Below are 24,824 nucleotides of genomic sequence, written 5' to 3' on the forward strand. Positions count from 1 at the left end.
TTTCTACTGGATATCAAAGTATTGGACCATCAAACTGCGCTTGTTCCAATCCAGTTTTTCCAAACTATTTTAGCACATAGAACAATTGGGAAGTTTCGTAATTCTTATTACAATCTATCATATATTAAACACCGATAGAAGTAAGAGAAGGGGTGCCGAACAACTGCATGGTACGTTATATCATAAATCATCCCTAATCAACTTATAGCGTACATCAATCTTCCCATCTTTGATCTTCATCTGAATCTCCCCCATTTGATCTGTTCGATAGATGTCTGTACCTGAATCCACAAGACGTTCAAGTACCCCAGGATTGGGATGTCCATATGTATTATTGGCCCCTGCAGATATCACGGATGCTAATGCATTCCAGTAGTGTAACCAAGCTTCGGTTGAAGATGTTTTACTTCCATGATGTGCGATTTTTAATACATCAATGCTGACAGGCAGATTCTCATGATTCTCCCCCGACTTACGTGTAAACATCTCTTGAACAGAATCATCTGCTAATGGAGCGTCGTCTGCATCGTACTGCCCAAACGAGGCTGCGAGCGAACCATCCTGAATCATAAAGAGCAGATCCTGCTCAGCTGCGGCATCCATGTCACCCGTGAACAATAAGGAGGCGCCTGCCATGTCCAGCATAAAGACAACCGAATCATGATTCTGATGTTCCGAGAGGGGCAATCTTTCTCCAGTGTCCATCGATTTCTCCAGATCCGGATATATAAAATGTAGTCTGGTCTCTCCATCCGGAGCGTAGGACATCCCTTGCTGAATTGCATATAACGGAATCTGCTTCTCTATAACGGTATCCAGCAATTTCTCGAAATTGGCAGTACCGCTCGTTGTTCCATTGAACATGAATCGTTCCACCGGAATCTGTTCAAGCACGGCCTGTAGTCCCCCCGCATGATCCTGATCGGCATGGGTTACGATTACGGCATCCAGTCGATGAATGCCCCGCTTTTTCAACAAGGGAACGACCACCTTGGCACCTACTTCGTACGGATCACGTCGTGTCTTCCAGGATTGTTCAGGCTTACCAAACTGGACTGTACCTCCACCATCCACCAAAATATGTTTACCCTCTGGTGTTGTAATTAGTGTACTGTCTCCTTGTCCGATATCCAAAAATTGCACCACTCCTGTTCCCACAGGCTGTGGTGTCTGGTAAGCCCACCATAATCCTGCCACAAAACTGAGAGCCAGTACCGCACACATCCATTTGTGAATAATGTTCATTCGTTCACCAGAGTAATATCCTGCCCCACGAGCAGCAAATGCACTGCTATATTCCGGCCAGGCAAGGCTTGCACTTAATATAGTCATCGAACCCGAACTAGCTTCACGTTCACCTTTGTTTAATCCATGTGACGATGATGTAGACAGCGCAGACAATCCCAGGGATGCTCCAGACGGTACCCCAACATTTCGACCATTTAATGGAGCCGTATCTTCTTCCACTTCCTGTTTAACTCTCTCCTCACTTCTCCCGCGATGCAGAATGCGCAAAAGCGCATAGAGAACAGCATAATATGCTGCAATCCACAGTAACGATGGGGTCGCCCAGATCAGCACAAAACCAGGTAAACTATTCATCCACTCCATACTTACAAATGTCAATTTGTTCAACATAATAGCAATCCACGCCAAAGGTTTAGCCAGAGGCATCCAAAGAAACGATAAAATCAGGGCAACCGTTCCAAGAGGAAGTACAATGGCACTAATCAAGGACACCAGCAGGAAGTTTGCGACAAATGAAAGCAGTGAAAACTGATTGAAATACAGAATCGTTACCGGAAAAGAAATGAGCTGTGCTGTTACGGTTACAGAAGCTGTTGCTGCAAGTCCTTTGGGCCAACTGCTAAATACCCGATTAATCAGTGGCATGTAAATCATCAGTCCGGCTGTTACCAGAAAAGATAGCTGGAAGCTCACGCTCAGTAAAAAATACGGATTCCACCACATCATCAGCAATGCCGCTGCACTAATCATCTGCAATCCATCCCTGGCAAGTCCACGCCGCGCCATATACAAGCCAATCATGGACATGATCCCCGCACGAATGACGGATGGCGAACCACCGGACAGAAGTACATAAGCAGGTATTAGAAACAGCACGATGGTGAGCGATGTTTCCCGGGTTAACCTAAGCCAGGATAAAAGGAGGAGCAGCGATGCCACATACACCGCGACATGTGTTCCTGAGATCGCCAATATATGAGTTAAACCCAGCTGTGAAAACTGACCATAAGTATCCGGATCAATGTCACTAGCCATCCCTATAATCAGACCTTTCATATAGCCTGCATGAGGTTCAGGAAATAGCTGTTCTACTGCTGCGCCAAGTTTGTGCCTGACGATGTCATTCCACCGGAGGATATTGAGTTTCCCCAGCCCTTCAGGCGGAACGGTAGTTACTGAACTGGCCCCCTTCACTTTAAACAACCAATGGATATGAAGAGTTCTTAAGTAATTTCGATAGTCAAATCCGCCAAAATTCCTGGCTTCACCGGGGAGCGCAAGTGAACCTGTCAATGTTACCAAGTCTCCACGCTTCCACCCTGCTGCTACTTGTTGTTCTTCTTCCTCCATTAAGCGGACCTGGACCATTAGTCGTTCTCTCATGTTAGATGCAGTTCCCACTTCCGACGCCGGTGCCGATGATGCATCGGATAGTGGAAGCATTGACTTGATCTGCATTTCAAAATCGGCTCGATCCCCATCGATCCGTACATCCGACATAAGGATTCCTTCAAATGTAGCTGCGTAACCGTCCAAATTCCCGGCAGCCATATGTGTGATTTCAGGTAGACTGCTCCGATTCCGCGCATCATTCCATTCCCAGTGCACAGCACCCCCAATGAGTGCCCCAATCAGTAACAAGATGGACCAACCGCGTATATCAATCATTCGTAGCAACAACGGCAGACAAATCAGCGCACCGATCATTCCTACGATCAGGGACCAACCTGATAATGCACATGCCATCCCGCTACCGCATAACCAGCAGACTGTAAATACCAGTAAAGGTCTGCCTTTCATTTTCTTCCCCTCCTTTGTGTCGCCTGTATGAACGCAGAAAAACCCCCGGCAGCTAATATAGCAACCGGAGGTTCTTCCCCGCGAAATTGAATGCCATTTTTGGTTCTAATCACTTACTGTCATCATCGTCTCCCGCGGAGGCTGATAATTCTCCAGTCGGCGAAACATAATGCCTTTTTGCTTCATCATGTTCGTAACCTTGCCTGTATCCTTGGGATATGGGCGATGAAATACGATTTCTGTAATGCCGCTATTCGCGAGCATATTGGAGCAGGTCCAGCAAGGTTCATCCGTGACATATACAGAAGAACCTTCACGGTCAATCCGATCGGTGAACAAAAGCAAATTCTGCTCCGCATGAATGGTACGAATACAGCGTTGCTTTTTAACCATTTCCTCCTGACCGTCGGTTACTACCAGCTCATATTCTTCCGAGATCATGCACCCAGCTTCAGAACAGTCCGGAACACCCATGGGTGCACCGTTATAGGCTGTTCCGAGCAGTTTCTTCCCCTGTACAAGTACGGCGCCAACATGACGGCGTGAACAGCGGGAACGGGTAGAGACCATATATGCGATGTCCATGAAATACGTATCCCAGTCTTTGCGTACGTCTGCTGTGCTCATAACCGTGTCCCTCCCATCCGATACAAGTTGAATCCATATAAATGTCATAAGACACTCAGCGTACAGAGAACCTTCTGATTGCTGTTATGTCATTTCAAATTCAACTTATATTCTAATATTTAATATTGCCTGCCTATCTGATTTGCACATAAGGAGCCATTTTCTCCAGCATCTTCATTCCGATTCCTTTCACCTTGGTCAGATCGCTAACTTTGGTAAAAGGTCCATGAGAATTACGATAATCAATAATGGCTTGTGCCTTTTTTTCCCCGATTCCGGGAAGTTCCATGAGCTTGGCAGCAGGAGCTGTATTAACATCAATTTTACCATTGTCGACAGCTTCATTACTCACCGAAGCCTGATTATTGTCAGATGAAACAACCGTTGACTCGGATTTCGTTTGAATTCCACCAGTAGAAGGATCCGCTTGCCTGCCTGCAACTGTCTGATCAACAACTTTCCCTGCTGTGGCATCAACCTGGATAGTCTCTACCGGAGCCTCTGTTGTTGTTGAATGCCTCTGGTCTGCAGATGATGCCTGCGTTTGTTCCTGAACCAAAGTAGCCGACTGTACAGCAGTGGTTTTCTGCTCTATCGTCGGCTTCTCGGTGGCGAGCTGCATAGGTTGCCAGCCAGAAGGCGGCTGTTCACTTTTGCCCGACCATAATATCAGTATGCATCCAACCACCGCAGCAGCAATGGTCATCCCCTTGTTCCATCTCATTTCTTCCACACCTCTCCCTGGACTCAAAATAAATCTATTCTGAACACGGGCGGTGCTTCCGAACCGTTGGACTTGCCTTGTAAACCAAGCTGTACTTTTTTCATGTCATGTCAAGCAGGCCCTGACGCATACACTAGAGGGAAAGAACTGCGCCATTACCGTAAAGCATGAAAGGAGGCCTGAACAATGAAGGTTGGATTTATCGGAACCGGCAGCATGGGCAGCCTGCTGATCTATGCCTTGATTCAATCCGGTGCACTTGAGCCACGGCAGATCGCCGCCAGCAATAGAACCCCTTCCAAAGTACGGCAGCTATCCCTCCGTTACCCCGGTCTGCATGAATCACAGAGCAACCGGGAAACCGTCATCCGCAGCAATATCATCTTTCTGTGCGTAAAGCCACTTGAATTCAAACATGTCATTGACGACATCCTGCCTGTCGTGAATCCCAATCATATCATCGTCTCGATCACCAGTCCCGTGCAGCTGCGCCATCTGGAATCTTCACTTCCTTGCAAAGTCTCCAAAGTTATCCCCAGCGTTACGCATCAGGTCGGCAGCGGAGCGTCCCTGTGTATACACGGTGAGCGAATGACTACCGAAGACCGCGCTGTGCTGGAAGGGCTGCTCAGTCATATCAGCAGACCCTATCAAGTGGATGAAGCCTGTACCCGGATCACATCCGACTTCTCCAGCTGCGGACCTGCATTCATATCATTCTTTCTGGAGCAATGGATTGAGAGTGCCGTCAAGCTAACTGATATCAAACGAGCCGACGCCTGCGCTCTTGCCGGCGAGATGCTCCTGGGAACAGGCAAGCTTCTCACCGAAGGAGGTTACACCCCTCAAGAGCTTCAGGCTCGCGTGGCTGTACCTGGCGGCATCACCGCACAAGCGCTTGCCCTGCTGAAAGTGAATCTGAATGGTGTTTTTGACAGCCTGATCGAGACGACTCATGACAAATATGATGAAGATTTGTTGAAGCTGGATGAACTATTCAAAGCCGGTGAAATTAACCGGCAACAATATTAACGAGTTTGCCTGGAACGGCAATGACCTTGCGAATGGTCTTGCCTTCCAGTGCCTGTTTCACAGGTGCCAGCTCCATCGTAAAGTCCTGCATACCCTGTGCGTCCAGATCCTTCGCGATCGTAGCACGGGTTACAATTTTGCCATTCACTTGAACAACAATCTCCACTTCCGCATCTACTGTCATGGACTCATCATACTCAGGCCAAGCCACGTAAGAGATTCCACCTTCATGACCGAGACGGCTCCACAGCTCCTCCGCCATATGCGGTGCCAGCGGTGACAACAGCTGTACAAAGTTCTCCATGGCTTCACGAGGCAGTGTATCTGCTTTGTATGCATCGTTGATGAAAATCATCAACTGGCTGATCGCAGTGTTGAAACGCAGATGTTCCAGATCCTCTGTAACTTTTTTGATGGTTTTGTGAGCCGTCCGTTTGAACTCATCCGTACCACCATCTGCTGTAATCTTGTCATTGATTGCACCTGTATCTTCATTGATGAACAGACGCCATACACGTGACAGGAAACGATGCATGCCCTCAACCCCGTTAGCGTTCCACGGTTTTGTTGCTTCCAAAGGTCCCATGAACATTTCGTACAGACGCAATGTATCTGCACCGAACTCATTGACGATCTCATCCGGATTAATAACATTACCGCGAGATTTACTCATCTTCTCATTGTTGGTTCCCAGAATCATACCTTGGTTGACCAATTTGTGGAACGGCTCTTTGGTATGCACCACACCCAGATCATACAGCACTTTATGCCAGAAACGAGCGTACAGCAAGTGAAGCACCGCGTGCTCTGCTCCCCCGATGTACAGATCAACCGGCAGCCACTGCTGCTGTTTCTCCTGCGAGATCAGTTCCTTGTCATTATGCGGATCAATAAAGCGCAGGTAATACCAGCAGCTACCGGCCCATTGAGGCATCGTGTTCGTCTCGCGACGTGCTTTCATTCCCGTTTCCGGATCTACGGTGTTCACCCATTCCGTTACATTCGCCAGTGGGGATTCTCCAGTGCCTGAAGGTTTGATCTGGTCAATATCCGGCAACAGCAAAGGCAGTTGATCTTCCGGCACCGTCTTCATCGTTCCGTCTTCCAGATGCAGAATCGGAATTGGCTCACCCCAGTAACGCTGACGGCTAAACAACCAGTCACGCAGGCGGTAGGTCGTTTTGCCTTGTCCCTTACCGTTCTCTTCCAACCAAGCAATCATCTTGGCAATCGCTTCTTCGTTGTTCAATCCGTTCAGGAAATCGGAGTTCACATGAGGTCCGTCCCCGGAATATGCTTCTTGTGTTACGTCGCCACCCTGCACAACTTCAATGATGTCCAGGCCAAACTGTTTTGCAAACTCCCAGTCACGAGCGTCATGTCCCGGAACGGCCATGATCGCCCCTGTGCCGTATCCAGCCAGAACATAATCGGCAATCCAGATTGGTACCTTCGCTCCGTTGACCGGATTAATTGCATAAGTTCCTGTGAATACACCCGTTTTGTCTTTGGCCAGATCAGTGCGTTCCAGATCACTCTTGCGAGCAGCCTGCTCCTGATATGCCTTAATTGCCTCACGTTGTCCTTCTGTTGTAATGACTTCCACCAGTTCATGCTCAGGTGCCAATACAGCATAACTTGCGCCGAACAACGTATCTGCACGTGTCGTAAATACCTTGATGACTTCTTCGTGACCCTCAATGGCAAAAGTAACTTCCGCCCCGGTTGATTTGCCGATCCAGTTGCGCTGCATATCCTTGATGCTTTCCGACCAGTCCAACTCTTCCAGGTCTTCCAGCAAACGCTCTGCATATTCTGTAATTTTCAATACCCATTGCCGCATCGGTTTACGAACGACCGGATGTCCACCACGCTCACTCTTGCCGTCGATAACCTCTTCGTTCGCCAGTACAGTGCCCAGAGCTTCGCACCAGTTCACAGGTACTTCATCTACATAAGCCAGGCCCTTGTTGTACAACTGGATGAAGATCCATTGCGTCCATTTGTAGTATTCAGGGTCTGTTGTGCTGATCTCCCGATCCCAGTCATAGGAGAACCCAAGTGATTTGATCTGACGACGGAAATTGTCAATATTGCGGAATGTAATATGTCGTGGATGCTCACCCGTATCCAATGCATGCTGCTCAGCAGGCAGGCCGAAAGCGTCCCAGCCCATTGGATGCAATACATTGTAACCACGCATACGTTTGAAACGGGATACGATATCCGTTGCCGTGTATCCTTCCGGGTGACCTACGTGCAGACCTGAACCGGATGGATACGGGAACATATCCAGTGCATAAAACTTCGGTTTAGCCGGGTCCTCACCCGTTTTAAACGTTTTATTGTCATCCCAGTACTGCTGCCAGCTTTTCTCCATGACTTGTGGCTTGTAGCCGTGTTTTGGCTGTTGATTCTCACTCATCTATTCTTCCTCCTCTGGTTATTCGCATTTATTGCAACAAAAAAACCTCAGCATCCCGTAGCGTTTGCAGCGCTAGGGACGAGAGGTTGAATTCCCGTGGTACCACCCTAGTTAGCGGACGATCGTGCTTCGTCATCCACTCCCTTTGGACCTGTAACGGCGGTTAACCGATGCGGATTTCCATTCCTGAACCTGTATGTTACTTCGGTCGGTTGCAAGAAGGTGTAATCACCGCATTTCTCCAAGGCGAGTTCGTGAAATACTGTCAACCGACTTGCACCAATCGCCGGCTCTCTGTCATGTACAGGACTCACTACTGTTCCTTATCATCGAAATATGTATACGATATGATCGGGAACATTATATAAAAAAGCAGCATTAAAGTCAATATTACACTGTTTGTTGGCTATAAACCATGCTATTCATCAGTATGCACATCAAGACAACTGGAATCTCTTGATTCCTTCTTCCAGGTTATCAATCGTCCACTGAATGTGTTCCTTGTTATCGTATTGACGATACGGGCATTCAATTCTCAGCGCCAGATCAAAGTACAGATCATATAAACTTCTTTTTTGCCGTTCACTATCTGTTGTAACTGCTCTACCATAGCCTTTGAGGAAACCCGGTGTGTTATTAAAATGACTGAAGTAGTGCTCCATCAGAGGATCTGCCCAGAGGGACCGTTCGAAATCGATAATGGCCGTGATTTGCCCAGCCTCCACAAATACATTCCCATCCCACAAATCCCAATGCACAAGCACAGGCTCTCGGACATCATCCAGCACATTCGATTTTTCCAGAATTAAATGCTCCAGCTCCTCGTAAGAGATCGAAAGTTCCACACCTGCTGCTTTGCTGTCTGCGAGCATATCATCCATTAAGTTCAGGAAAGCTTCTTTCCACGTCTTATAGTGCGGTTTCTTTGAGGAAAAGTAACCAAACCTCTCCCCTTTAATTTCATTGATCCGACGATTGTATGCACCCAACTGCTGCTCAATGGCTTCCTGCTCTTCTGCACTGTACTGATCCTTGACTTTGTTATACGGCTTTCCTGGCATGTACTCCATAATAAAATATTCTGCCGGAACCAGGCTGAGCGATGGATCATAAACCAGTACCCCCGGAACAGGTACATCCTGAAGCTCTGCCACAAGTCGTAATGCTTCAACCTCAGCAACCATGACATGCTGCTCACAGCGCATCAGCTTAACTCCATTAGAAGGAGCTATTTTGAGAACAACCTTCTGCCCGTCGTCCTTAGTGATAAAATAAGCGTGATTTGCCCAACCGTCGGTCATCTCTTTGTATTCCTTGATACCTGTGTTAAAATGCTGCTGCACAATCCCATCTAACTGTTCTGTAGTCAGCCTTGTTTTATATGTACTTTCCATTTGGCACCCCACCTGGCTTTTAATTTAGGATTAATTTTAAAAGGATGTAATCTTCAAACTCCAATATGGCAAACCCAGCATGGCTTCCCTTGTCCAACAAGCCTTGAAGTACCCGTAATTTATCCTAGCAAGTGGCAAACGTTTTTCTAAGGAACTGAGGAGGTCTTATTTGGCTACCAGACCTTCTTTTTCAATCCTAAGGAACTCCAGACGCGTTATTTCCTAAAAACCTCCTAAAAAACGCTACAAAACGGGCCTTAATTCCGATATAGCGCGCCTCAGGTTCCTTAGCTTTCTGGAGGCGCTTCAAACCCCTCAATAAGACGTCTCAGGTTCCTTAGCCCTCCACCCTATGCGTCAAAGTTAAACCCTTCGTAAGTAAGAATACGACCACAGATAACGCTGAAACGAAGGTCCTCAAGGAGAAGGAGTAACCTGCTTTAACAGTATCTTGGTGTTTTGCTTGCCCGTTAAGGCCTAGGTTTGAGGATACACTTTAGAGAACGCTTTCCATTCAACTATTATGGCTTCCATTACCTAGACTGACAATACCAATGGTACAAAAAAACTATTGTTTCTCTTACAGTCATAACGCTGTGAACCGAGATTCAAAATACATAAGTAAAACTGCCCTTATGCATCATAAGGACAGTCCAACATCGTAATCCTATTTCACGGCTACATAGAACAGACGCTGCGCGCTGTCTCCCGCCTCTTTCCATTCAAAATCAGCATATACACGGACATCTCTGAAACCGGCTTTTGTCAGCTCCAGCTTCATCCAGTCTGGATCATATGCACGCTGAACATGAACCTCTTCAAACCGTTGGTACATATCTTTGCCGCTCTCAGCTACACGCGAAAAGATACTTAGATGATGCTCAATCTCACACCGATCATGATCCATATCACAGGTCCAAATATACGATACAGAGCGTTCATCCAACACAAAAGGTTGCTCCTCCTCGTATCGAATAAGGGTGTTCGGATGGTGTACGTCAAACAGGAACGTGCCCTCTGGCTTCAACATTTCGTAAGTACGTTGAAATGTACGAACGACATCTTCTTTTTCAAGCAGATAATTCACGCAATCACAGAATGATATCACCGAATCCACTGGCTCTGGTACTCTCCAGTCCCGCATATCCTGCTGCACCCACCGTACACTGCCTTCCCGATATAAACGATGACCCTGGGGCGTTCCTTCCATTTTACTGCGCGCAACAGACAACATGTCTGCTGACAGGTCGATGCCAGTAACTTCGAAGCCGGAGTTCACCAGCGGAATGGTAATTGAGCCTGTTCCACAGCCCAGTTCAGCCACACTTTTCGGCATGCCATGCCGTTCCCAAGCCGTTCTTGCAAACCTTATCCAGTCCGGATAAGGCATATCCTCCATTAATTCATCGTACACATAGGCAAATTTCCGGTAAGACATGTCAGGCACCGCACTTTCAATTTCATTTTCGAATCTCTCTTGAGAAAAGAAAAAGCAGGGGCGTCCGGAGTTCACCCAGCCTTGCCCTGCCTTTACTTGTGGGATCAAGAACATTCTTGATCCATGATACCCGTTTGCTTACTTGTCCTCGTTTTGATCCTCAGACCCAGGATCAGTCAGATAGGTCCAGTTTTCCTTTTGAGTGACCAGACCATCCTTCATCAGTTTGCCCAAGGCACGCTTGAACGCGGATTTACTGATGCCAAAGCGCTGCTTGATAATATCCGGCGGAGTTGCATCCGAATACGGCATGCCGCCTGTAGGGCGCTCTTTCATGAAAGCAAGCAGTTTGTCTGCATCTTCATTGCGACCAACCTCTTTGAGTTGGGACATCGCCAGATTGACACGTCCGTCTTCCCGTACCATGGTTACCCGGCATTTCACCTTTTCACCAAGACGTAGCATACGGTTTCGCTCCGAGGAGTGAATCATGCCAATAGCGCCAAAGCCCAGCACACCACCCTCAACAAGTACAAAAGTACCCATCTGAAGGGTCTTGTACACTATTGCTTCAACCCATTCGTTGACCCATGAGGTTGGCGCATGGAAACACAATGGTGCAAGCTCACGTTCTCCGGCCAGTTTCGCACGCAAACGTCCCTGCTTGTCATGCTCCATAATAACAAAGACTTCATCGCCCACCTGGGGACGCAACTCTTCCAATTCAGACAGCTCACGAATCGGGAGCAGCAATTGCCGCCCAAGTCCCATCTCGAGGAAACAGCCAAGACGTGGATGAATATCAGCCACAACCAATCGTCCCATTTCACCTAGTGTGAGATACGGTTTTTTCATGGTTGCCGCCAGACGATCTTCCGTATCAAAGAACAGAAAGACCTCCAGCATTTCTCCAATTTTAACGTCCCGTGTGAGCTCCGTATAGTGAAGCAGTACATCTTCCGATCCTGTCGTCAAAAAATAGCCAAACGGAGACACTTCGCGTGAAACCGGCAAGTTGACGACTGTTCCTGCAATCAAAGTCATACCGTTTCCACCACTTTGGCATCAGACCACAGTCGTTCGATGTTGTAATATTCACGCTCGTCGCGGTGGAAGATATGAACAACTACGTCTCCCATATCCATCAATACCCAGCGTGCTGAATCCATACCTTCGATGCCCTTGATGTTCACACCAGCAGCATGCGCCTGTTTACGAATCTCCGTTGCAATCGATTGTACCTGTGTATCAGAATTCCCGTGACAGATAACAAAATAGTCCGCTACCAGAGAGATTCCAACCAGATCCAGTGCTACAATGTTGGATGCTTTTTTATCGTCAGCGGCAGTTACCGCCATATTCATAAGTTCCTTCGATGATAATGTCATGAACCAACCTCCATAATCTAATCTATAAATGTGTAATCAAGTCATTTCGCGACAACATGGTCAATGGGTATATGACACGGCGCTGAGAAATCAACAAGGTGATCGTTGAGTCAAAACCGGCAATTAAACCTTCTTCCAGGCTATGTTCAGCCTGTTCGCGGATATGGTCTACGCCCGGAAAGTCTCTCCCCGGTTCAATATAATCCGCAAGACAGACCACCTTATCCAGCAGGCTCATGCCCACGCGACCTGAGGTATGCCAGCGAATGGCATTGATAATTTCTTCATCATCAATGCCGTAGTCACGCTCGGCAACAAAGGCTCCCACTTCGGAATGCCAGAGCTGCTTGTCATGCTGCAAAAGTTCCTGGTTCAATCCATTGTCTCGGATGACCGCTTCCATCTCGGATACAGGCCAATACTTGGCCACATCATGCAGTATGGCTGCCAGATCTGCTTTTACAGGATCAGCACCATATTTTTCAGCGAGGACAACAGCAGACTCCATAACTCCCTGCGTATGCTTCCAGCGTTTGGCCGGCATCTGAGAAGAGACAGCCTGGATTAATTCCTCACGGCTTAACGCCATATAAACCGCTCCTTACAATGTATTGATGAACTGCATCAGGAATCATAAAACGTACCGAATGCCCCTTCGCGAGACGTCTGCGAATAGCCGTGGATGAAATATCAACAAGCGGCATTTCTGCCAGCAGCACCCGATCCTGCAATGGCTCTGGCAGATCGTCCAGATGCAGCTGAAAGCCCGGACGTCCAACACCGATAAAGGTCAACCTGGACGCCAGTTCTTCGATCTCTTCCCATTTCGGAAGATAGTTCACCATATCTGCCCCGATAATGAAATAAAATTCATGCTCAGGGTGGCGGCGCCATATCTCACGCATCGTATCAATGGTGTAGGATACGCCGCCAAGCTCCATTTCGATGCCTAATACTTCATACCGGGGAGCATCCTTTATAGCAGCCTCCGTCATCTCCAGACGCTGCCGACCCGTTGCACCTGCTTCCGGTTTATGAGGCGGGACATGGGAGGGCATAAACCAGATTTCATCCAGTGCATGTGAATCCCTTGCCGCTTCCGCTGCCAGCAGATGCCCCATGTGGATCGGATCAAACGTACCACCCATGATGCCGATCTTCACCCGTGTCACTCTCCCTTATCTAGGTAGTTCGATTTGTTTGTTGTCACGTGATTCTTTGTACAAAATGATGGTACTTCCAATGATTTGCACCAGTTCGCTGCCTGTTTCACGGGCAATCTCTTCGGCAATCTCGTTTTTGTCATCCAAATTGTTGTTCAGCACTTGCACTTTCATCAATTCGCGCTTCTCAATCGCATCTTCGATGTGACGGAACAGATGCTCATTCGTTCCGCCTTTACCGATTTGAAACACAGGGGTCAGATGATGTGCTTGCGAACGCAAAAAGCGCTTTTGTTTACCGTTTAACATGAATACTCCATACTCCTTATGGTGAGCAAGCCTCGGCAACAGCACGTTGTCTGTCCGGGCTTGACCGTTCAATTATATTTTCACATTCATAAAACGAACTAACAAAGTTTACACAGTGTGACTACGATTGCAGTACCATCTTACGATCGCTGTTATCCCCAGATTTCTTCATTTCATTTTTATAAAGGGGAAATCCGGTGAAAGCTTATGCTTCCGAAGCAGCTTTCCTACAGAAAGCTTTGAGGCGAGCACTTCGTTTCTTCAGATTGGTTCTGCACTCTTCGTCATTGTGTAATCTTGATTTCATTTTACAATATTAAAAACTGTTTAACACCGCTCGTCTCATCGTTTCCACCGGAGCCGGGATGCCGAGCCAATGCTCGAAGGCTACCGCGCCCTGGTATATAAACATACCCAGGCCGCCGTGCACCGTACATCCACGCTGCCTTGCCTCGCGAAGCAGGCGTGTTTCCAGCGGATTGTAGATAAGGTCGCTTACTGCTGCCCCTGCTTGAATGAGTGCAGGATCAACAGGCAGGTCATCTACATTAGGATGCATGCCTGCGGCTGTTGTGTTAATCACAATATCGGCCGAAGCCAATATCGCAGCAGCCTCTTCCATGCCACTGCCTGTGATGTCACCCAGTCCATGAACCCGCAGATCGGAAGCAAGGGCAACTGCTCTGTCCGCTGTACGGTTAAGAATACTAATCCGTTCAGGCTTCTCCAAGGCTACGGCATAAATCACGCCTCTGGCTGCTCCACCAGCTCCCAGAACAGCGATACGTTTACCTGCGAGTTCCGAAACAGCTTCTTCCTTCAAGGAACGCACATATCCGATGCCATCCGTATTGTATCCTGTCAGCTTGCCTTCTTCATTGACAATCGTGTTGACCGCGCCAATCAGACGTGCACTTTCATCAATTACATCCAGATACTGCATCACATTCTCTTTGTGCGGAATGGTTACATTCACGCCACGATACCCCAGCGCCACAATGCCTCGTATGGCTGATTCCAGCTGCCCGGGACGAACATGCAGCGGCATATACAATCCATTCACTCCGGCAGCCTGCAATGCTGCATTATGCATGGCAGGCGATTTGGAATGTGCAATGGGGTCACCCATAACGCCAAGCAAGACAGGGAGTGAAGGATTGTTTTTTTTCTGTTCCGACATACTTCCGCCTCCGATTGGATGAAATACTACTGTAGTTGCACTAGATCAAGGATGGGCGGACCAGTACACGAATACCTTTTGGAGCATGAACAGCTACAAGCGCTCCATTCTCACCGTTAACCTTAATCCAGCCCAGTCCGGAAATGAAAACATCCGACTGACTGCCACGTTTAATACGGAATTCATGTCTCGTCCATTCAGGCATGTCCGCTGCATCTTCACGCGTTGGTGGAGACAGCAGCTCACCCAGATGGTCACGGTACAAGTCGTCTGCACGTTCCAGCTTTGTCCGGTGAATATCCAGCGCAGTGCTGATAAAACAAGTGAAGGACTGACGATCCCCCTCCACAAAGTCAAAACGAGCCATACCGCCAAAGAATAACGTTTGACCAGAATTCAATTGATAAACGGCTGGTTTAAGCGGTTTTTCTGGCATAATCGCAGCCAGATCTTTGCGGGATACAATCTCACTGAAACGCCAAGGGTACACAATTCCCGGCGTATCAATAATAGCTTTTCCATCGTCGAGTGGAATATTAACCATGTCCAACGTCGTTCCAGGATAACGGGAGGTTGTCAGTTCCTGCTCCAGATCACTGTAGTCACGAATCAGCCGGTTAATCAGTGTGGATTTGCCCACATTGGTACCACCAACTACGTATACGTCCCGATCTCCGCGATACGTTCCAACAAGCTCAAGCAATCGGTCAAAGCCCTGATTTTGCTTCGCACTGCACAGAACGACATCCACTGTACGCAGACCTTGTTCTTTAGCCTGCTTTTGCACCCAGTTCCGAACCTTGTTCCAGTTGGTTACTTTCGGAAGCAGGTCTGTTTTGTTAATGGCAAGCAATACCGGATTATTGCCTACAAAACGCTGCAAACCAGAGATGATACTGCCATCAAAGTCAAACAGATCAACGATATGGATGACAAGTGCATCCTTATCCCCGATTTTGCTCAGCAAAGCCAGGAACTCGTCCTGATCCACTGTAACGGATGATGACTCATTGTAATTTTTGATACGGAAACAACGCTGGCAAATGACCGGCTCACGATCCAACGCTTTCTCGGGGATAAATCCTGGTAATTCCGGGTTTTCCGTTTGCAGATGCACTCCGCATCCGCTGCACCTTACGGCAATATTGCCGTTATGCGGTTCTGTCATTTCTTCTTTTCCTCCTCAAGCCATAAGCCTTTCTTGCGCAAACTCGTTAGAGCAATCCGTTCCACGCGCCGATTGAAGCGGGTCATGAAGCCTTCATCTCCGATGGAGATCGGCAGCACCAGAACCGTATAAAGCCCCAGTCGATTACCTCCAAAGACATCTGTAAGCATCTGATCGCCTACCACAATCGTTTTTTCAGGACTTAACTCCATCATCTTCATTGCTTTACGAAACGGAACATTCGATGGTTTGCGTGCACTATGCACAAACTGGATATCCAGTGGCGTCGCAAACAGGGATACACGATTCAAATTGTTATTGGACACAATCATAAGCTGGAAACCAGCCTCTTTGACACGTGCGAACCACTCGATCAGTTCGGGCGTGGCGTCAGGAGCTTTGGCTCCAACGAGTGTATTGTCCAGATCAGTTATAATTCCACGGTAGCCTTGAGCGTATAGCTCTTCCAGATTAATGTCAAAAACCGTGTCTACACGCAGCTTGGGCATTAACATTTCAAACAAAGAAGTCACCTCAGTTTCATACGACACACTATATCACAAATCCGTCTTTCCTGAAAATGCATACAGCGCCTGACGGTATAGGAAAAAAGGAAAAACGGGACGGGCGACATTACGCCCGTTCCGCTTTGAGTTCCTTACGCAGCTTTGAAGCAGTCTGATAGACGGCCTTCCAGTCGTCTGCAGTTACAGACGCTGGACTATAGCGAGTCTGTTCAAACTTCGCTAGAAGTTCATGCAATGTCGCTGCTGCAGCTGGTTTCGCCTGGCTCCAGCGGGTTACCGATTCACGAAGTGTCTCGTCCCCGCTCCGGGTTAACCCTTTGCGCTTCACATATCGAATCCAGCGTTCAGTCTCTGCCACTACCTTTTGTTCAGGCGTTAGCGGTCCACCTGTCCGCAGACGAAGCACGAAGAATCGAAGGGAGAGGCGATTTCGCCAGAACATATAAGCCACCCACAATACGATGATGGCTCCCGCAGCCCAGATTACAAAAGCCGGGATGCTGGATGAAGCCTGTTCAGGCGCAGGGGTCTGTTCTTCCTCTTTTACCGGTTCCTCTTCAGGTTGTTCTTCAGGCTCATCTACCGGCTGTACATCTGGTTGTTCGGTGAGCAGCGGCATGTCAAAGCCCGGCGTCGCTTCAACCGGAATCCAGCCATACTCGCCAAAATAAACTTCAGCCCAAGAGTGCGCATCTGCATTCGTTACCGTGTACGTCGTCTCGATCTCAGCCCCAGGTTGGCGCGGAGCCTGCATGTCAGAATTCAGTGACAGTTGTCCAGGCGCGTACCCTTTCACCCAACGAGCGGGAATCCCCTCGGAGCGTGCCATCATAACCAGCGCAGTCGAGAAGTAATCACAATACCCCTCACGAATGTCAAATAAAAAACCTTCCACAAAGTCACTGCTTACTTTTCGGGATAAATCCGGATTGTTGGTGTAATCAAAATTTAGTTGTAAATAGTTTTGCAGTAATGCCACTTTTTCATACGGCGTATTTGCCGATGCTGTAATTTCAGCGGCCAGATCCGTCACCCGATCAGGGAATCTGGATGGCAGCTGCAGGTACATATCATCTGCCGGATTGCTCGTATACAGATCATCAAAAGATTTGGTGCGAAGCTCATCTTCCACAATAACCGGAGCCTCGGATACAATCGTATACGTCTTCGGATATTGCGGTTGCTGGCGGTCTGTTACGACATGCAGCTCTGCCTGCGCCGAATTCCATAACATCCGGTCGGAATTCGCCTCACCATTGACAGATGTAACTTCCGAAATGGAATAAGCACCGAAGAGAATCGGATACACGTTGTCATTCAACATCGTCACTTTCTGAGTGACTTGCTTGGTGGTTACATTTCCGGATTCATCATTCTCCAGAGCCTGTCCCGCCTCAACATCCTCTGTCGCACCTCGTCCGCGATCATCCCAGCCTGTTCCCGTATACTCTGCGCGCGTCTCACCACGCCAGTAGCTGCGCTCATTGGTAGTGACAGACATGACAGGTGTATAGTCGAAGTTGAATCCTCCGCCAAGCTGGTTGTCTTCCCTGCTGTATCCCGACTCGGTTGCTGTCGGAATGTCCAGTGTTCCGTTGCCTGTCTGACTCGCCGAACTTCCGGTGTAGTTACGCCACGCGGTATACGGGTCCGTTAAGGTAGGAGGAACTTCCGGCATGTTCACACTGGCTACGATAATCAAAGAAAATATGATTGCAATGTTGGCCAGAATTTTGTAAGGATACCGGATGATTCTCTTCCAGCCTTGTGGATATTGCAGTTGGAAATTACGGAAGTGCTGGCATACCAGCCATCCCATTCCCGCAAACATAACCCAGGCGATTTCAATCCAGAGTGGAATTTGGGTGAAGGAATCAAGAATTCCCATCGAGATAATGTTGATACCCAGAAATACGAGAATTCGGCGCGTTGTGGTCACCAGGCGAAGGGCTGCTTCAAGCATGACCCAGGCGCACAGGGTGAACCAGATGTAAGGTGTCAGGTGCAGTATGAATTGCTCCGTACGCTCCATTAACGTGCCGTAAGGAATATAAACGGTGTAATCAATTAATGTCTTATGCAAAATATATACAAGGACAACTGCCTTGATTATGGTTCGAACCCATATTTTGAAAGGCAGAATCACTTCCAGAATGCTGACCGCTGCGAGCGTCCACAGCACCAATGAAGTGGTCTCGGTATACCAGGATTCCTGTGTGAATGATATCCACTGCATGCCAATCAGGAAAATCCAGAGCAACGAAGCTGCATGATACCAGGATCTTCTCCCCACTGTCAGCTCTTTGGCTTTAGTACTCATACACTACCTCCCCCCATTACCGTTGGAAGCTCCTGCAAATGGGAAACGGTGAAGGATCTAGTGCCTCTTCCGCGCAGCATCGCATTCCACTCGGAACTCCGGCGGGAATCGCTGGGTTCAATCAGAATATGACAAGGAGTCATCCCCCGTGTGTCAGCCCATCGGAGCAGTTCGAGAACTTTTTCATCTTTCTGGGGAGAAATCACTACAAAATATGCGCCTTGAGGAAACTGACGCGACATCTTCTCGACACCGGGCAGCAGCCGATTCTCCTGGCCGCTATATTGGATATCCACCAAATGATGGATCATCTTCTGCCGTTCCAGCGTACTTTCGCTGGGAGCAAAAAATGATGTCTTCTCCGACAATGTCAGCATTCCCATACCCATTCGTTCTCTTGTGCCATATTCCAGCAGGGAAGCAGCCGTAGACACGGCCAGTTCAAAGGACTCACCATGATCATAGCTACCTGACAGCGCATCCAGCACCAGAATCGTTTTCGGCACCGACTCATGTTCAAACTCCTTGGACTTCCACGTTCCCGTCTTTGCCGTCGCATTCCAATGAATACGGGAAAGGCGATCCCCATAGACGTAGTCACGCACGCCGTTAATCTGGGTCGTTTCCCTGCGCGAGCGGGTCAAGGCCGTCTGTGGACCGGATAACCGTGATTTGCGATCATACAGCTGCCAGTACGGAATAAATACCGTCCGCGGCAGCACCCGGAATTCCCCTTTGGCTTTGAACGTTCCCCGATGCTCGATCAGCCCAAAGATGTCCTCACTGGCACATTCCGTTTCTGAAAAAACATACTTTCCCCGCTCGAGCGGAGGCGTCTGAAATGACAATTCACCATATCCTCGCATGCTCGGAATGAGGCTTTCTTTAAAAGACCAGGATTCGCCGTTATGCCGATGCAGCATTTCACGTATAACCACATATGGAAGTGGCAAAAAACCCGGGATGTTCAGACTTAACTTCACCTGTACCTGATCACCCGCATGCAGCAGCTCTTCATGATCCTGACCGGAAGAGAGCTTACGCACGCCATGAGTACGTCGTACACCGCTAAAACCAGAAATCGCAAGGTAAATACATAGCAACGTCACCATCGACAGCAGCATCAGGGAGGTCTTCCCTCCCTGGAACAAAACATAAGCCAAACAGCACATCCACACCGCCGCGATGCTCCATACGCGGGGGTGGCGCATTCCCCTTCTGACCGTACTCAAAAGCGGCTTCATCAATTATTGCCCCATGGAGACGGGCACTCGAACCTGCTGAAGTACGGAATTTAATACAGCTTCGGAGCTCATGCTGTCCAGTCTTGATTCAGGGCGAAGTACAATCCGATGGGAAATGACATAAGGCGCCATCGTTTTTACATCATCCGGAAGCACGTAGTCACGTTCCTGCAAAAAGGCAAAAGCCTTCACAGCCATCATAAATGAAATGGCTGCCCGCGGGCTGGCGCCCAGCAATACGGATGGGTGGGAGCGAGTTTTGCGCACTACATCAAGCAGATAATCCATGACTGGATCACCGATGAATACTTCCTTGATTTCCTGCTGAATGGCAGATATTTGATCCATATGGGTTACGGATTCAAGCCGATCAACAGGCTGACCCGACTGATGCTGCTTCAGCAGCGTTTTCTCGATATCCTTGTCGGGATAACCCAGACTTATTTTCAACATGAACCGGTCCAGTTGAGCTTCCGGCAATGTGTACGTTCCTTCAAAATCGATGGGATTCTGGGTTGCACAGAGCATAAATGGATGAGGCAGATCGTATGTATCGCCATCTACCGTTACACTGCGCTCTTCCATGACTTCCAGCAAAGCGGACTGTGTTTTCGTTGTTGCCCGGTTAATCTCATCTGCCAGCAGAATGTTGGTCATTACTGGACCCGGACGGAAGTAAAAGCGTTCGTCACGCGGATGGAAAACGGATACCCCCGTAATGTCACTTGGCAGAATATCAGGATTACATTGAATGCGGCGGTACTCTCCGCGCATGGATTTCGATAACGCTTTAACCAACTGTGTCTTGCCTGTTCCCGGTACGTCTTCAATCAGTACGTGTCCGCCTGCAAGCAAAGCTGTGAGCAAAAGTTGAATTTCAAAGGATTTCCCCATTATGCATGATTCCAGATTAGAACGAACTGCTGAAATGATTTGGATCGACTCTTTGCGCACAGGCATGTGGTCTAACCTCCTAAAAAAGCATACAGATTTCCTTTTATTGTACATGATCCACGGTCGCGAGTACACTCGAAGAGACTCATAATTTGTTTCCATCCGTCAGATTCACCGCAGTTATCGCATCATTACGACAAAAAGAGGCCCGGATAAAAGTTATCCGAAGCCTCTATTAAATCTATATAGGTTGGCTGAGCATGCCTTGCCCACTTATCCTTTAGGCCGAACGACCAGTGCCGCCAGAAAAGAAAAGATAATCGCTGAGGAAATGCCCGCCGCGGTCAAGTCGAATATCCCTGTAATGACACCGATCCAACCTTCTTTCTCCAATTCCGTCAATGCCCCGTGCACGAGAGAGTTACCAAAACTGGTAATGGGGATGGATGCTCCCGCTCCTGCAAATTTGACGAGTGGATCATACAGCCCGAACGCATCTGCAACCGCACCAGCTACCACAAGTGTACTCATCGTATGTGCAGGAGTCAGCTTGACACCATCCATTAGAAGCTGTCCCACAACACATATCAACCCGCCAACGATAAATGCCCATAAAAATTGCATTTTTTATCCCTCCTTTTCAATGGCTACGGCATGCGCGATACAAGGAATGGTCTCGCCCTGCTGGTATGAAAGTGGAGACAATAATGCACCGGTAGCGACCACCAATACCTTATTGAGCTCACCCTTTTGCATCCGGTTCAAAATGTGACCGTAGGTCACGGTCGCTGAACATCCGCAGCCGCTTCCCCCAGCCACAACCTGAGGCTGCTTTTCCAGGTTATATATCATCAGGCCACAATCATTGAAAACAGTCTGTTCCATCGGAACACCCTCTTTATGCAATAGCTCCTTAACGATGGGCAATCCAACCGAAGCAAGATCACCTGTAACGATCAAATCATAATAACCGGGTTCTAGACCTGTATCCCGGAAATGCGAAACAATGGTATCCGCTGCCGCAGGAGCCATTGCAGCCCCCATGTTAAACGGATCTTTGATACCCATATCCATAATTCGGCCAATTGTCGCTTTGGTGACTACCGGACCCGAACCCGTACGGGATATAACACCACATCCCGAACCCGTAACAGTATACTGGGCGTATGGGGGCTTCTGGGAACCATACTCTGTTGGATATCGAAATTGCTTTTCCACCGTACAGTTGTGACTCACAGTACCCGCAAGCACATAATCCCCTGCGCCCGAGTCCACTATGAGCGAGGCGAGAGCCAGCGTCTCCATTGAAGTTGAGCAGGCGCCAAATACCCCAAGATAGGGTACACCCAATTTGCGGGCCGAAAAAGAACTGCTGATAATCTGGTTCATCAGATCTCCGCCAACAAAGAACTGAAGCTCTTCCTTTGTGATATTGGCATTAATCAACGCCATTTGAGACGCCTGTTCAAGGAGCTTGCGCTCTGCTTTTTCCCAGGTCTTCTCTCCAATCTCCAAATTGTCATATACATAATCGAAATCCTTTGACAGAGGCCCTTGTCCTTCATCCGGCCCTCCGACTGCGGATCTGCCGATAATTCGTGGACGATTCTCAAATTGCCATGTCTGTTGGCCCAGGCGTTTCATAGATGTCCACCTCCGAAACCAAGAAAGGCGTATACGATTCCCACGATGAAGGCAGCAACGACACCAAACACGATGACCGAGCCTGCCAGTTTGAACATGTTCGCGCCAACGCCAAGCACGAGTCCCTCAGCACGGTGCTCCAGTGCTGCCGAGCACATCGAGTTGGCAAATCCGGTGACAGGTACAGCTGTGCCTGCACCAGCCCATTGCGCCATTTTATCGTAGACACCGAGACAAGTCAGGATGACTGAAATGAGGATCATGACCGCAACGGTTGGACTGGCAGCTTCCTTCGATGTCATGTCAAAGCCGGCCATAAATGCTTCCTGAATAGCCTGTCCAATGACACAGATGAATCCGCCGACGAAGAATGCCTTAATACAGTTCGCCCAGATTGGACGGGCAGGCTCATGTTTTTTGGCGACTTTTTTATATTCCTGTTCACTGATGGACAGGGATGGTGATTTTTTTCCACTACCTTTAGCTTGAGCTGGCAAGATACTGAACCTCCCTTGATGAAAATAAGTCAACCGAAGTGACTGACATGTACTGTGTGTTATCCTGTATTCATTGTTTGTTAAGGTTGGGAAAGTTATGTATCCGGCGAAAGACAGCATTTGTTTCCAGCACGATGAAGCAGCTGAATCAGATGAGTCGCTCAGCGCCGGGTGAGAGGTCTGATGAAGTTTATAAATAAAGCAGGGTGATCACGAGCAAAATAAAAAGAGCAATGCAAAGGATGGTTTCATTGCCTTCATCGGGTGGCCTCATCTATTGTCCCATCTCCTTCCTGTTGTCAGGCAAATGAAATTAGGGGCTCATTAAATACAGACTAAGCAAAACGTTTCCTCACTATATGCATATTCAATGCAGCTGCTTGGCGATAGTGTTTGATGCGGATTTTATGGCATGATGAATCATCAAACGAGCAACCATTCATGCCTGAGATACGTGACATAACCATGGACAATTACTGGCGCAAGGTTCATACTGTAGTGTGACCAGTGGTTAAATAAAATGTTCTTCTCTTTCGAAGGACAACAGTCCGGCAGCCGTTCTGCTGAGACCTGATTTACATACACGCAGAGGAGTTGTCGACACATGAATCAAAAAACGATGGAAATGTTTCGCACATTAACGGAATTCCCTTCCGTTTCCGGGTTTGAACGCGAGCTTCGCGGATGGATGAAAGAGCAAATGTCTCCTTATACGGACGAATTTGTACAGGATCGCCTGGGAAGCCTTTTTGGCGTATTACGAGGAGAAGTGTCCGGACCCAAAGTCATGGTTGCAGGTCACTTCGACGAAGTTGGCTTCATGACCACAGGTATCACGGAAACAGGCATGATCAAATTCCGCCCATTGGGTGGATGGTGGAGTCAAGCTGTGCTGTCCCAACGTCTGGAGCTTATCACTCCCGATCGTCGGATTATTGGAGTTGTCGGTTCAACGCCTACGCATCTCCTTGATGAGTCCCAGCGAAACAAACCGGTTGATCTCAATCATATGTACTTGGATATTGGTGCGGATAACCGTGCAGAAGCAGAGTCTTGGGGCATTCGCCCAGGTATGCAGATCGTGCCAATCTGTGAATTCACACCCATGGCTAATCCGAAAAAAATTATGGCAAAAGCCTGGGATAACCGTTATGGCGTAGGACTTGCCCTTGAGCTGATTGAAGCATTGCATAAGGAAACATTGCCAAATACGCTCTATTGCGGTGCAACAGTTCAAGAGGAATTGGGACTCCGTGGTGCTCGCACGGCTGCCAATCTAATTGAACCGGATATTTTCTTTGCATTGGACTGCAGTGCTGCGAATGATATGACAGGAGACAAACAGTCATTTGGACATATCGGTCAAGGCGCTTTGCTGCGTATCTTCGACCCGGGAATGTTCACCCATCGTGGTATTGTTGAATATGTCCAGGACACAGCATCATCCAATCAGATCAAAATGCAATATTTCATCTCTCCAGGTGGTACGGATGCCGGAGCGGTTCATTTAAGCGGTATCGGTGTGCCTTCAACGGTAATTGGCATCTGTGCCCGTTACATCCATACCTCTTCTTCCATTATTCATACGGATGACTATGACGCGGCCAAAGAGTTGCTCGTGAAGCTGGTGAAGGGGCTGGATCAGACGACACTGAATACGATTATTGACAACGCGTAAGGATAGATTAGGAGAGAGCTTGAATTACGTGAGCTCGATCGCTTCCCCCTTTTAAATGTAATTCCAAGAGATGTTCTGACTTCAGCAGAACATCTCTTTTTTGTTGCAACTAGATTAATAGCTA

The 24,824-nt window shown here is 48.2% G+C and carries 22 protein-coding genes and 1 other annotated feature; of the genes, 2 read left to right on the forward strand and 20 right to left on the reverse strand.

Annotation, left to right across the window (positions count from 1 at the left end; genetic code table 11):
- Positions 1-180: 180 nt before the first annotated feature.
- From MHB49_RS24930 to MHB49_RS24940, 3 genes are all read right to left on the reverse strand, one after another.
- The gene (locus MHB49_RS24930; protein ID WP_405153366.1) at positions 181-3,048 is read right to left on the reverse strand and encodes a ComEC/Rec2 family competence protein; all 2,868 of its coding nucleotides are present in this window, start codon (positions 3,046-3,048) and stop codon (positions 181-183) included.
- Positions 3,049-3,153: 105 nt separating this feature from the next.
- Positions 3,154-3,675 (reverse strand): deoxycytidylate deaminase, encoded by a 522-nt coding sequence (locus MHB49_RS24935; RefSeq protein ID WP_405153367.1) that lies wholly within the window; start codon positions 3,673-3,675, stop codon positions 3,154-3,156.
- A 133-nt stretch (positions 3,676-3,808) separates the two neighbouring features.
- Entirely contained in the window at positions 3,809-4,399 is a 591-nt protein-coding gene (locus tag MHB49_RS24940) for a ComEA family DNA-binding protein (RefSeq protein WP_405153368.1), read from the reverse strand.
- A gap of 186 nt (positions 4,400-4,585) precedes the next feature.
- Here MHB49_RS24940 and comER point away from each other — a divergent pair, with 186 nt between their 5' ends.
- Positions 4,586-5,431, forward strand: a complete 846-nt coding sequence (comER, locus tag MHB49_RS24945) for a late competence protein ComER (RefSeq protein ID WP_247898594.1) — start codon at positions 4,586-4,588, stop codon at positions 5,429-5,431.
- Here comER and leuS read toward each other — a convergent pair.
- The 17 genes from leuS to spoVAC all read right to left on the reverse strand — a co-directional run bounded on the left by leuS (position 5,412) and on the right by spoVAC (position 23,022).
- Positions 5,412-7,856, reverse strand: a complete 2,445-nt coding sequence (leuS, locus tag MHB49_RS24950; RefSeq protein WP_247898595.1) for a leucine--tRNA ligase — start codon at positions 7,854-7,856, stop codon at positions 5,412-5,414. The two genes, comER and leuS, sit on opposite strands and share 20 nt — an antisense overlap.
- Positions 7,857-7,927: 71 nt before the next feature.
- Positions 7,928-8,195, reverse strand: a binding site (T-box leader).
- Positions 8,196-8,293: 98 nt separating this feature from the next.
- The gene (locus MHB49_RS24955) at positions 8,294-9,250 is read right to left on the reverse strand and encodes a phosphotransferase family protein (RefSeq protein WP_405153369.1); all 957 of its coding nucleotides are present in this window, start codon (positions 9,248-9,250) and stop codon (positions 8,294-8,296) included.
- A 667-nt stretch (positions 9,251-9,917) separates the two neighbouring features.
- Entirely contained in the window at positions 9,918-10,688 is a 771-nt protein-coding gene (locus MHB49_RS24960) for a class I SAM-dependent DNA methyltransferase (protein WP_405153370.1), read from the reverse strand.
- A 138-nt stretch (positions 10,689-10,826) separates the two neighbouring features.
- Entirely contained in the window at positions 10,827-11,732 is a 906-nt protein-coding gene (locus MHB49_RS24965) for a S1 RNA-binding domain-containing protein (RefSeq protein WP_405153371.1), read from the reverse strand.
- On the reverse strand, positions 11,729-12,076 hold the full coding sequence (rsfS, locus tag MHB49_RS24970; protein ID WP_175397452.1) for a ribosome silencing factor: 348 nt from the start codon (positions 12,074-12,076) through the stop codon (positions 11,729-11,731). The genes MHB49_RS24965 and rsfS overlap by 4 nt, the downstream gene beginning before the upstream one ends.
- Before the next feature lie 22 nt (positions 12,077-12,098).
- Positions 12,099-12,665, reverse strand: a complete 567-nt coding sequence (gene yqeK / locus MHB49_RS24975) for a bis(5'-nucleosyl)-tetraphosphatase (symmetrical) YqeK (RefSeq protein ID WP_405153372.1) — start codon at positions 12,663-12,665, stop codon at positions 12,099-12,101.
- Positions 12,649-13,239, reverse strand: a complete 591-nt coding sequence (locus MHB49_RS24980) for a nicotinate-nucleotide adenylyltransferase (RefSeq protein ID WP_247898600.1) — start codon at positions 13,237-13,239, stop codon at positions 12,649-12,651. Before MHB49_RS24980 ends, yqeK begins: the two co-directional genes overlap by 17 nt.
- A gap of 15 nt (positions 13,240-13,254) precedes the next feature.
- Positions 13,255-13,548, reverse strand: coding sequence for a ribosome assembly RNA-binding protein YhbY (yhbY, locus tag MHB49_RS24985; RefSeq protein ID WP_247898601.1), 294 nt, complete (start codon positions 13,546-13,548; stop codon positions 13,255-13,257).
- A gap of 316 nt (positions 13,549-13,864) precedes the next feature.
- Positions 13,865-14,728, reverse strand: a complete 864-nt coding sequence (aroE, locus tag MHB49_RS24990; RefSeq protein WP_405153373.1) for a shikimate dehydrogenase — start codon at positions 14,726-14,728, stop codon at positions 13,865-13,867.
- A gap of 40 nt (positions 14,729-14,768) precedes the next feature.
- The gene (gene yqeH, locus MHB49_RS24995) at positions 14,769-15,896 is read right to left on the reverse strand and encodes a ribosome biogenesis GTPase YqeH (protein ID WP_247898603.1); all 1,128 of its coding nucleotides are present in this window, start codon (positions 15,894-15,896) and stop codon (positions 14,769-14,771) included.
- Positions 15,893-16,420, reverse strand: coding sequence for a YqeG family HAD IIIA-type phosphatase (locus MHB49_RS25000; protein WP_247903253.1), 528 nt, complete (start codon positions 16,418-16,420; stop codon positions 15,893-15,895). The genes yqeH and MHB49_RS25000 overlap by 4 nt, the downstream gene beginning before the upstream one ends.
- A 109-nt stretch (positions 16,421-16,529) precedes the next feature.
- A complete protein-coding gene (locus MHB49_RS25005) occupies positions 16,530-18,743 on the reverse strand; it encodes a transglutaminase domain-containing protein (RefSeq protein ID WP_179263699.1) in 2,214 nt (737 codons plus the stop codon).
- Entirely contained in the window at positions 18,740-19,954 is a 1,215-nt protein-coding gene (locus tag MHB49_RS25010) for a DUF58 domain-containing protein (RefSeq protein ID WP_405153374.1), read from the reverse strand. The genes MHB49_RS25005 and MHB49_RS25010 overlap by 4 nt, the downstream gene beginning before the upstream one ends.
- 36 nt (positions 19,955-19,990) lie before the next feature.
- The gene (locus MHB49_RS25015; RefSeq protein ID WP_053781313.1) at positions 19,991-20,947 is read right to left on the reverse strand and encodes a MoxR family ATPase; all 957 of its coding nucleotides are present in this window, start codon (positions 20,945-20,947) and stop codon (positions 19,991-19,993) included.
- 207 nt (positions 20,948-21,154) lie between these two features.
- A complete protein-coding gene (gene spoVAE, locus MHB49_RS25020) occupies positions 21,155-21,505 on the reverse strand; it encodes a stage V sporulation protein AE (protein WP_053781314.1) in 351 nt (116 codons plus the stop codon).
- Between the two features lie 3 nt (positions 21,506-21,508).
- The gene (gene spoVAD / locus MHB49_RS25025) at positions 21,509-22,525 is read right to left on the reverse strand and encodes a stage V sporulation protein AD (RefSeq protein ID WP_405153375.1); all 1,017 of its coding nucleotides are present in this window, start codon (positions 22,523-22,525) and stop codon (positions 21,509-21,511) included.
- Positions 22,522-23,022, reverse strand: a complete 501-nt coding sequence (gene spoVAC / locus MHB49_RS25030; protein WP_247898607.1) for a stage V sporulation protein AC — start codon at positions 23,020-23,022, stop codon at positions 22,522-22,524. Before spoVAC ends, spoVAD begins: the two co-directional genes overlap by 4 nt.
- Positions 23,023-23,626: 604 nt before the next feature.
- Between spoVAC and MHB49_RS25035 the strand changes: the two genes are divergently transcribed.
- A complete protein-coding gene (locus MHB49_RS25035; RefSeq protein WP_405153376.1) occupies positions 23,627-24,700 on the forward strand; it encodes a M42 family metallopeptidase in 1,074 nt (357 codons plus the stop codon).
- Positions 24,701-24,824 lie beyond the last annotated feature (124 nt).

The organism is Paenibacillus sp. FSL K6-0108 (assembly GCF_045040695.1).
Lineage (GTDB): Bacteria > Bacillota > Bacilli > Paenibacillales > Paenibacillaceae > Paenibacillus > Paenibacillus pabuli_B.

Coding starts and splice junctions, on each gene's coding strand:
- MHB49_RS24955 (WP_405153369.1), bottom strand. CDS start 9,250: ATGGAAAGTACATATAAAACAAGGCTGACTACAGAACAGTTAGATGGG.
- MHB49_RS24930 (WP_405153366.1), bottom strand. CDS start 3,048: ATGAAAGGCAGACCTTTACTGGTATTTACAGTCTGCTGGTTATGCGGT.
- MHB49_RS25035 (WP_405153376.1), top strand. CDS start 23,627: ATGAATCAAAAAACGATGGAAATGTTTCGCACATTAACGGAATTCCCT.
- MHB49_RS24960 (WP_405153370.1), bottom strand. CDS start 10,688: ATGTCTTACCGGAAATTTGCCTATGTGTACGATGAATTAATGGAGGAT.
- rsfS (WP_175397452.1), bottom strand. CDS start 12,076: ATGACATTATCATCGAAGGAACTTATGAATATGGCGGTAACTGCCGCT.
- MHB49_RS25010 (WP_405153374.1), bottom strand. CDS start 19,954: ATGCGCCACCCCCGCGTATGGAGCATCGCGGCGGTGTGGATGTGCTGT.
- comER (WP_247898594.1), top strand. CDS start 4,586: ATGAAGGTTGGATTTATCGGAACCGGCAGCATGGGCAGCCTGCTGATC.
- yhbY (WP_247898601.1), bottom strand. CDS start 13,548: ATGTTAAACGGTAAACAAAAGCGCTTTTTGCGTTCGCAAGCACATCAT.
- leuS (WP_247898595.1), bottom strand. CDS start 7,856: ATGAGTGAGAATCAACAGCCAAAACACGGCTACAAGCCACAAGTCATG.
- spoVAE (WP_053781314.1), bottom strand. CDS start 21,505: ATGCAATTTTTATGGGCATTTATCGTTGGCGGGTTGATATGTGTTGTG.
- MHB49_RS24935 (WP_405153367.1), bottom strand. CDS start 3,675: ATGAGCACAGCAGACGTACGCAAAGACTGGGATACGTATTTCATGGAC.
- MHB49_RS24940 (WP_405153368.1), bottom strand. CDS start 4,399: ATGAGATGGAACAAGGGGATGACCATTGCTGCTGCGGTGGTTGGATGC.
- MHB49_RS24965 (WP_405153371.1), bottom strand. CDS start 11,732: ATGACTTTGATTGCAGGAACAGTCGTCAACTTGCCGGTTTCACGCGAA.
- aroE (WP_405153373.1), bottom strand. CDS start 14,728: ATGTCGGAACAGAAAAAAAACAATCCTTCACTCCCTGTCTTGCTTGGC.
- MHB49_RS25005 (WP_179263699.1), bottom strand. CDS start 18,743: ATGAGTACTAAAGCCAAAGAGCTGACAGTGGGGAGAAGATCCTGGTAT.
- spoVAD (WP_405153375.1), bottom strand. CDS start 22,525: ATGAAACGCCTGGGCCAACAGACATGGCAATTTGAGAATCGTCCACGA.
- yqeH (WP_247898603.1), bottom strand. CDS start 15,896: ATGACAGAACCGCATAACGGCAATATTGCCGTAAGGTGCAGCGGATGC.
- MHB49_RS25015 (WP_053781313.1), bottom strand. CDS start 20,947: ATGCCTGTGCGCAAAGAGTCGATCCAAATCATTTCAGCAGTTCGTTCT.
- yqeK (WP_405153372.1), bottom strand. CDS start 12,665: ATGGCGTTAAGCCGTGAGGAATTAATCCAGGCTGTCTCTTCTCAGATG.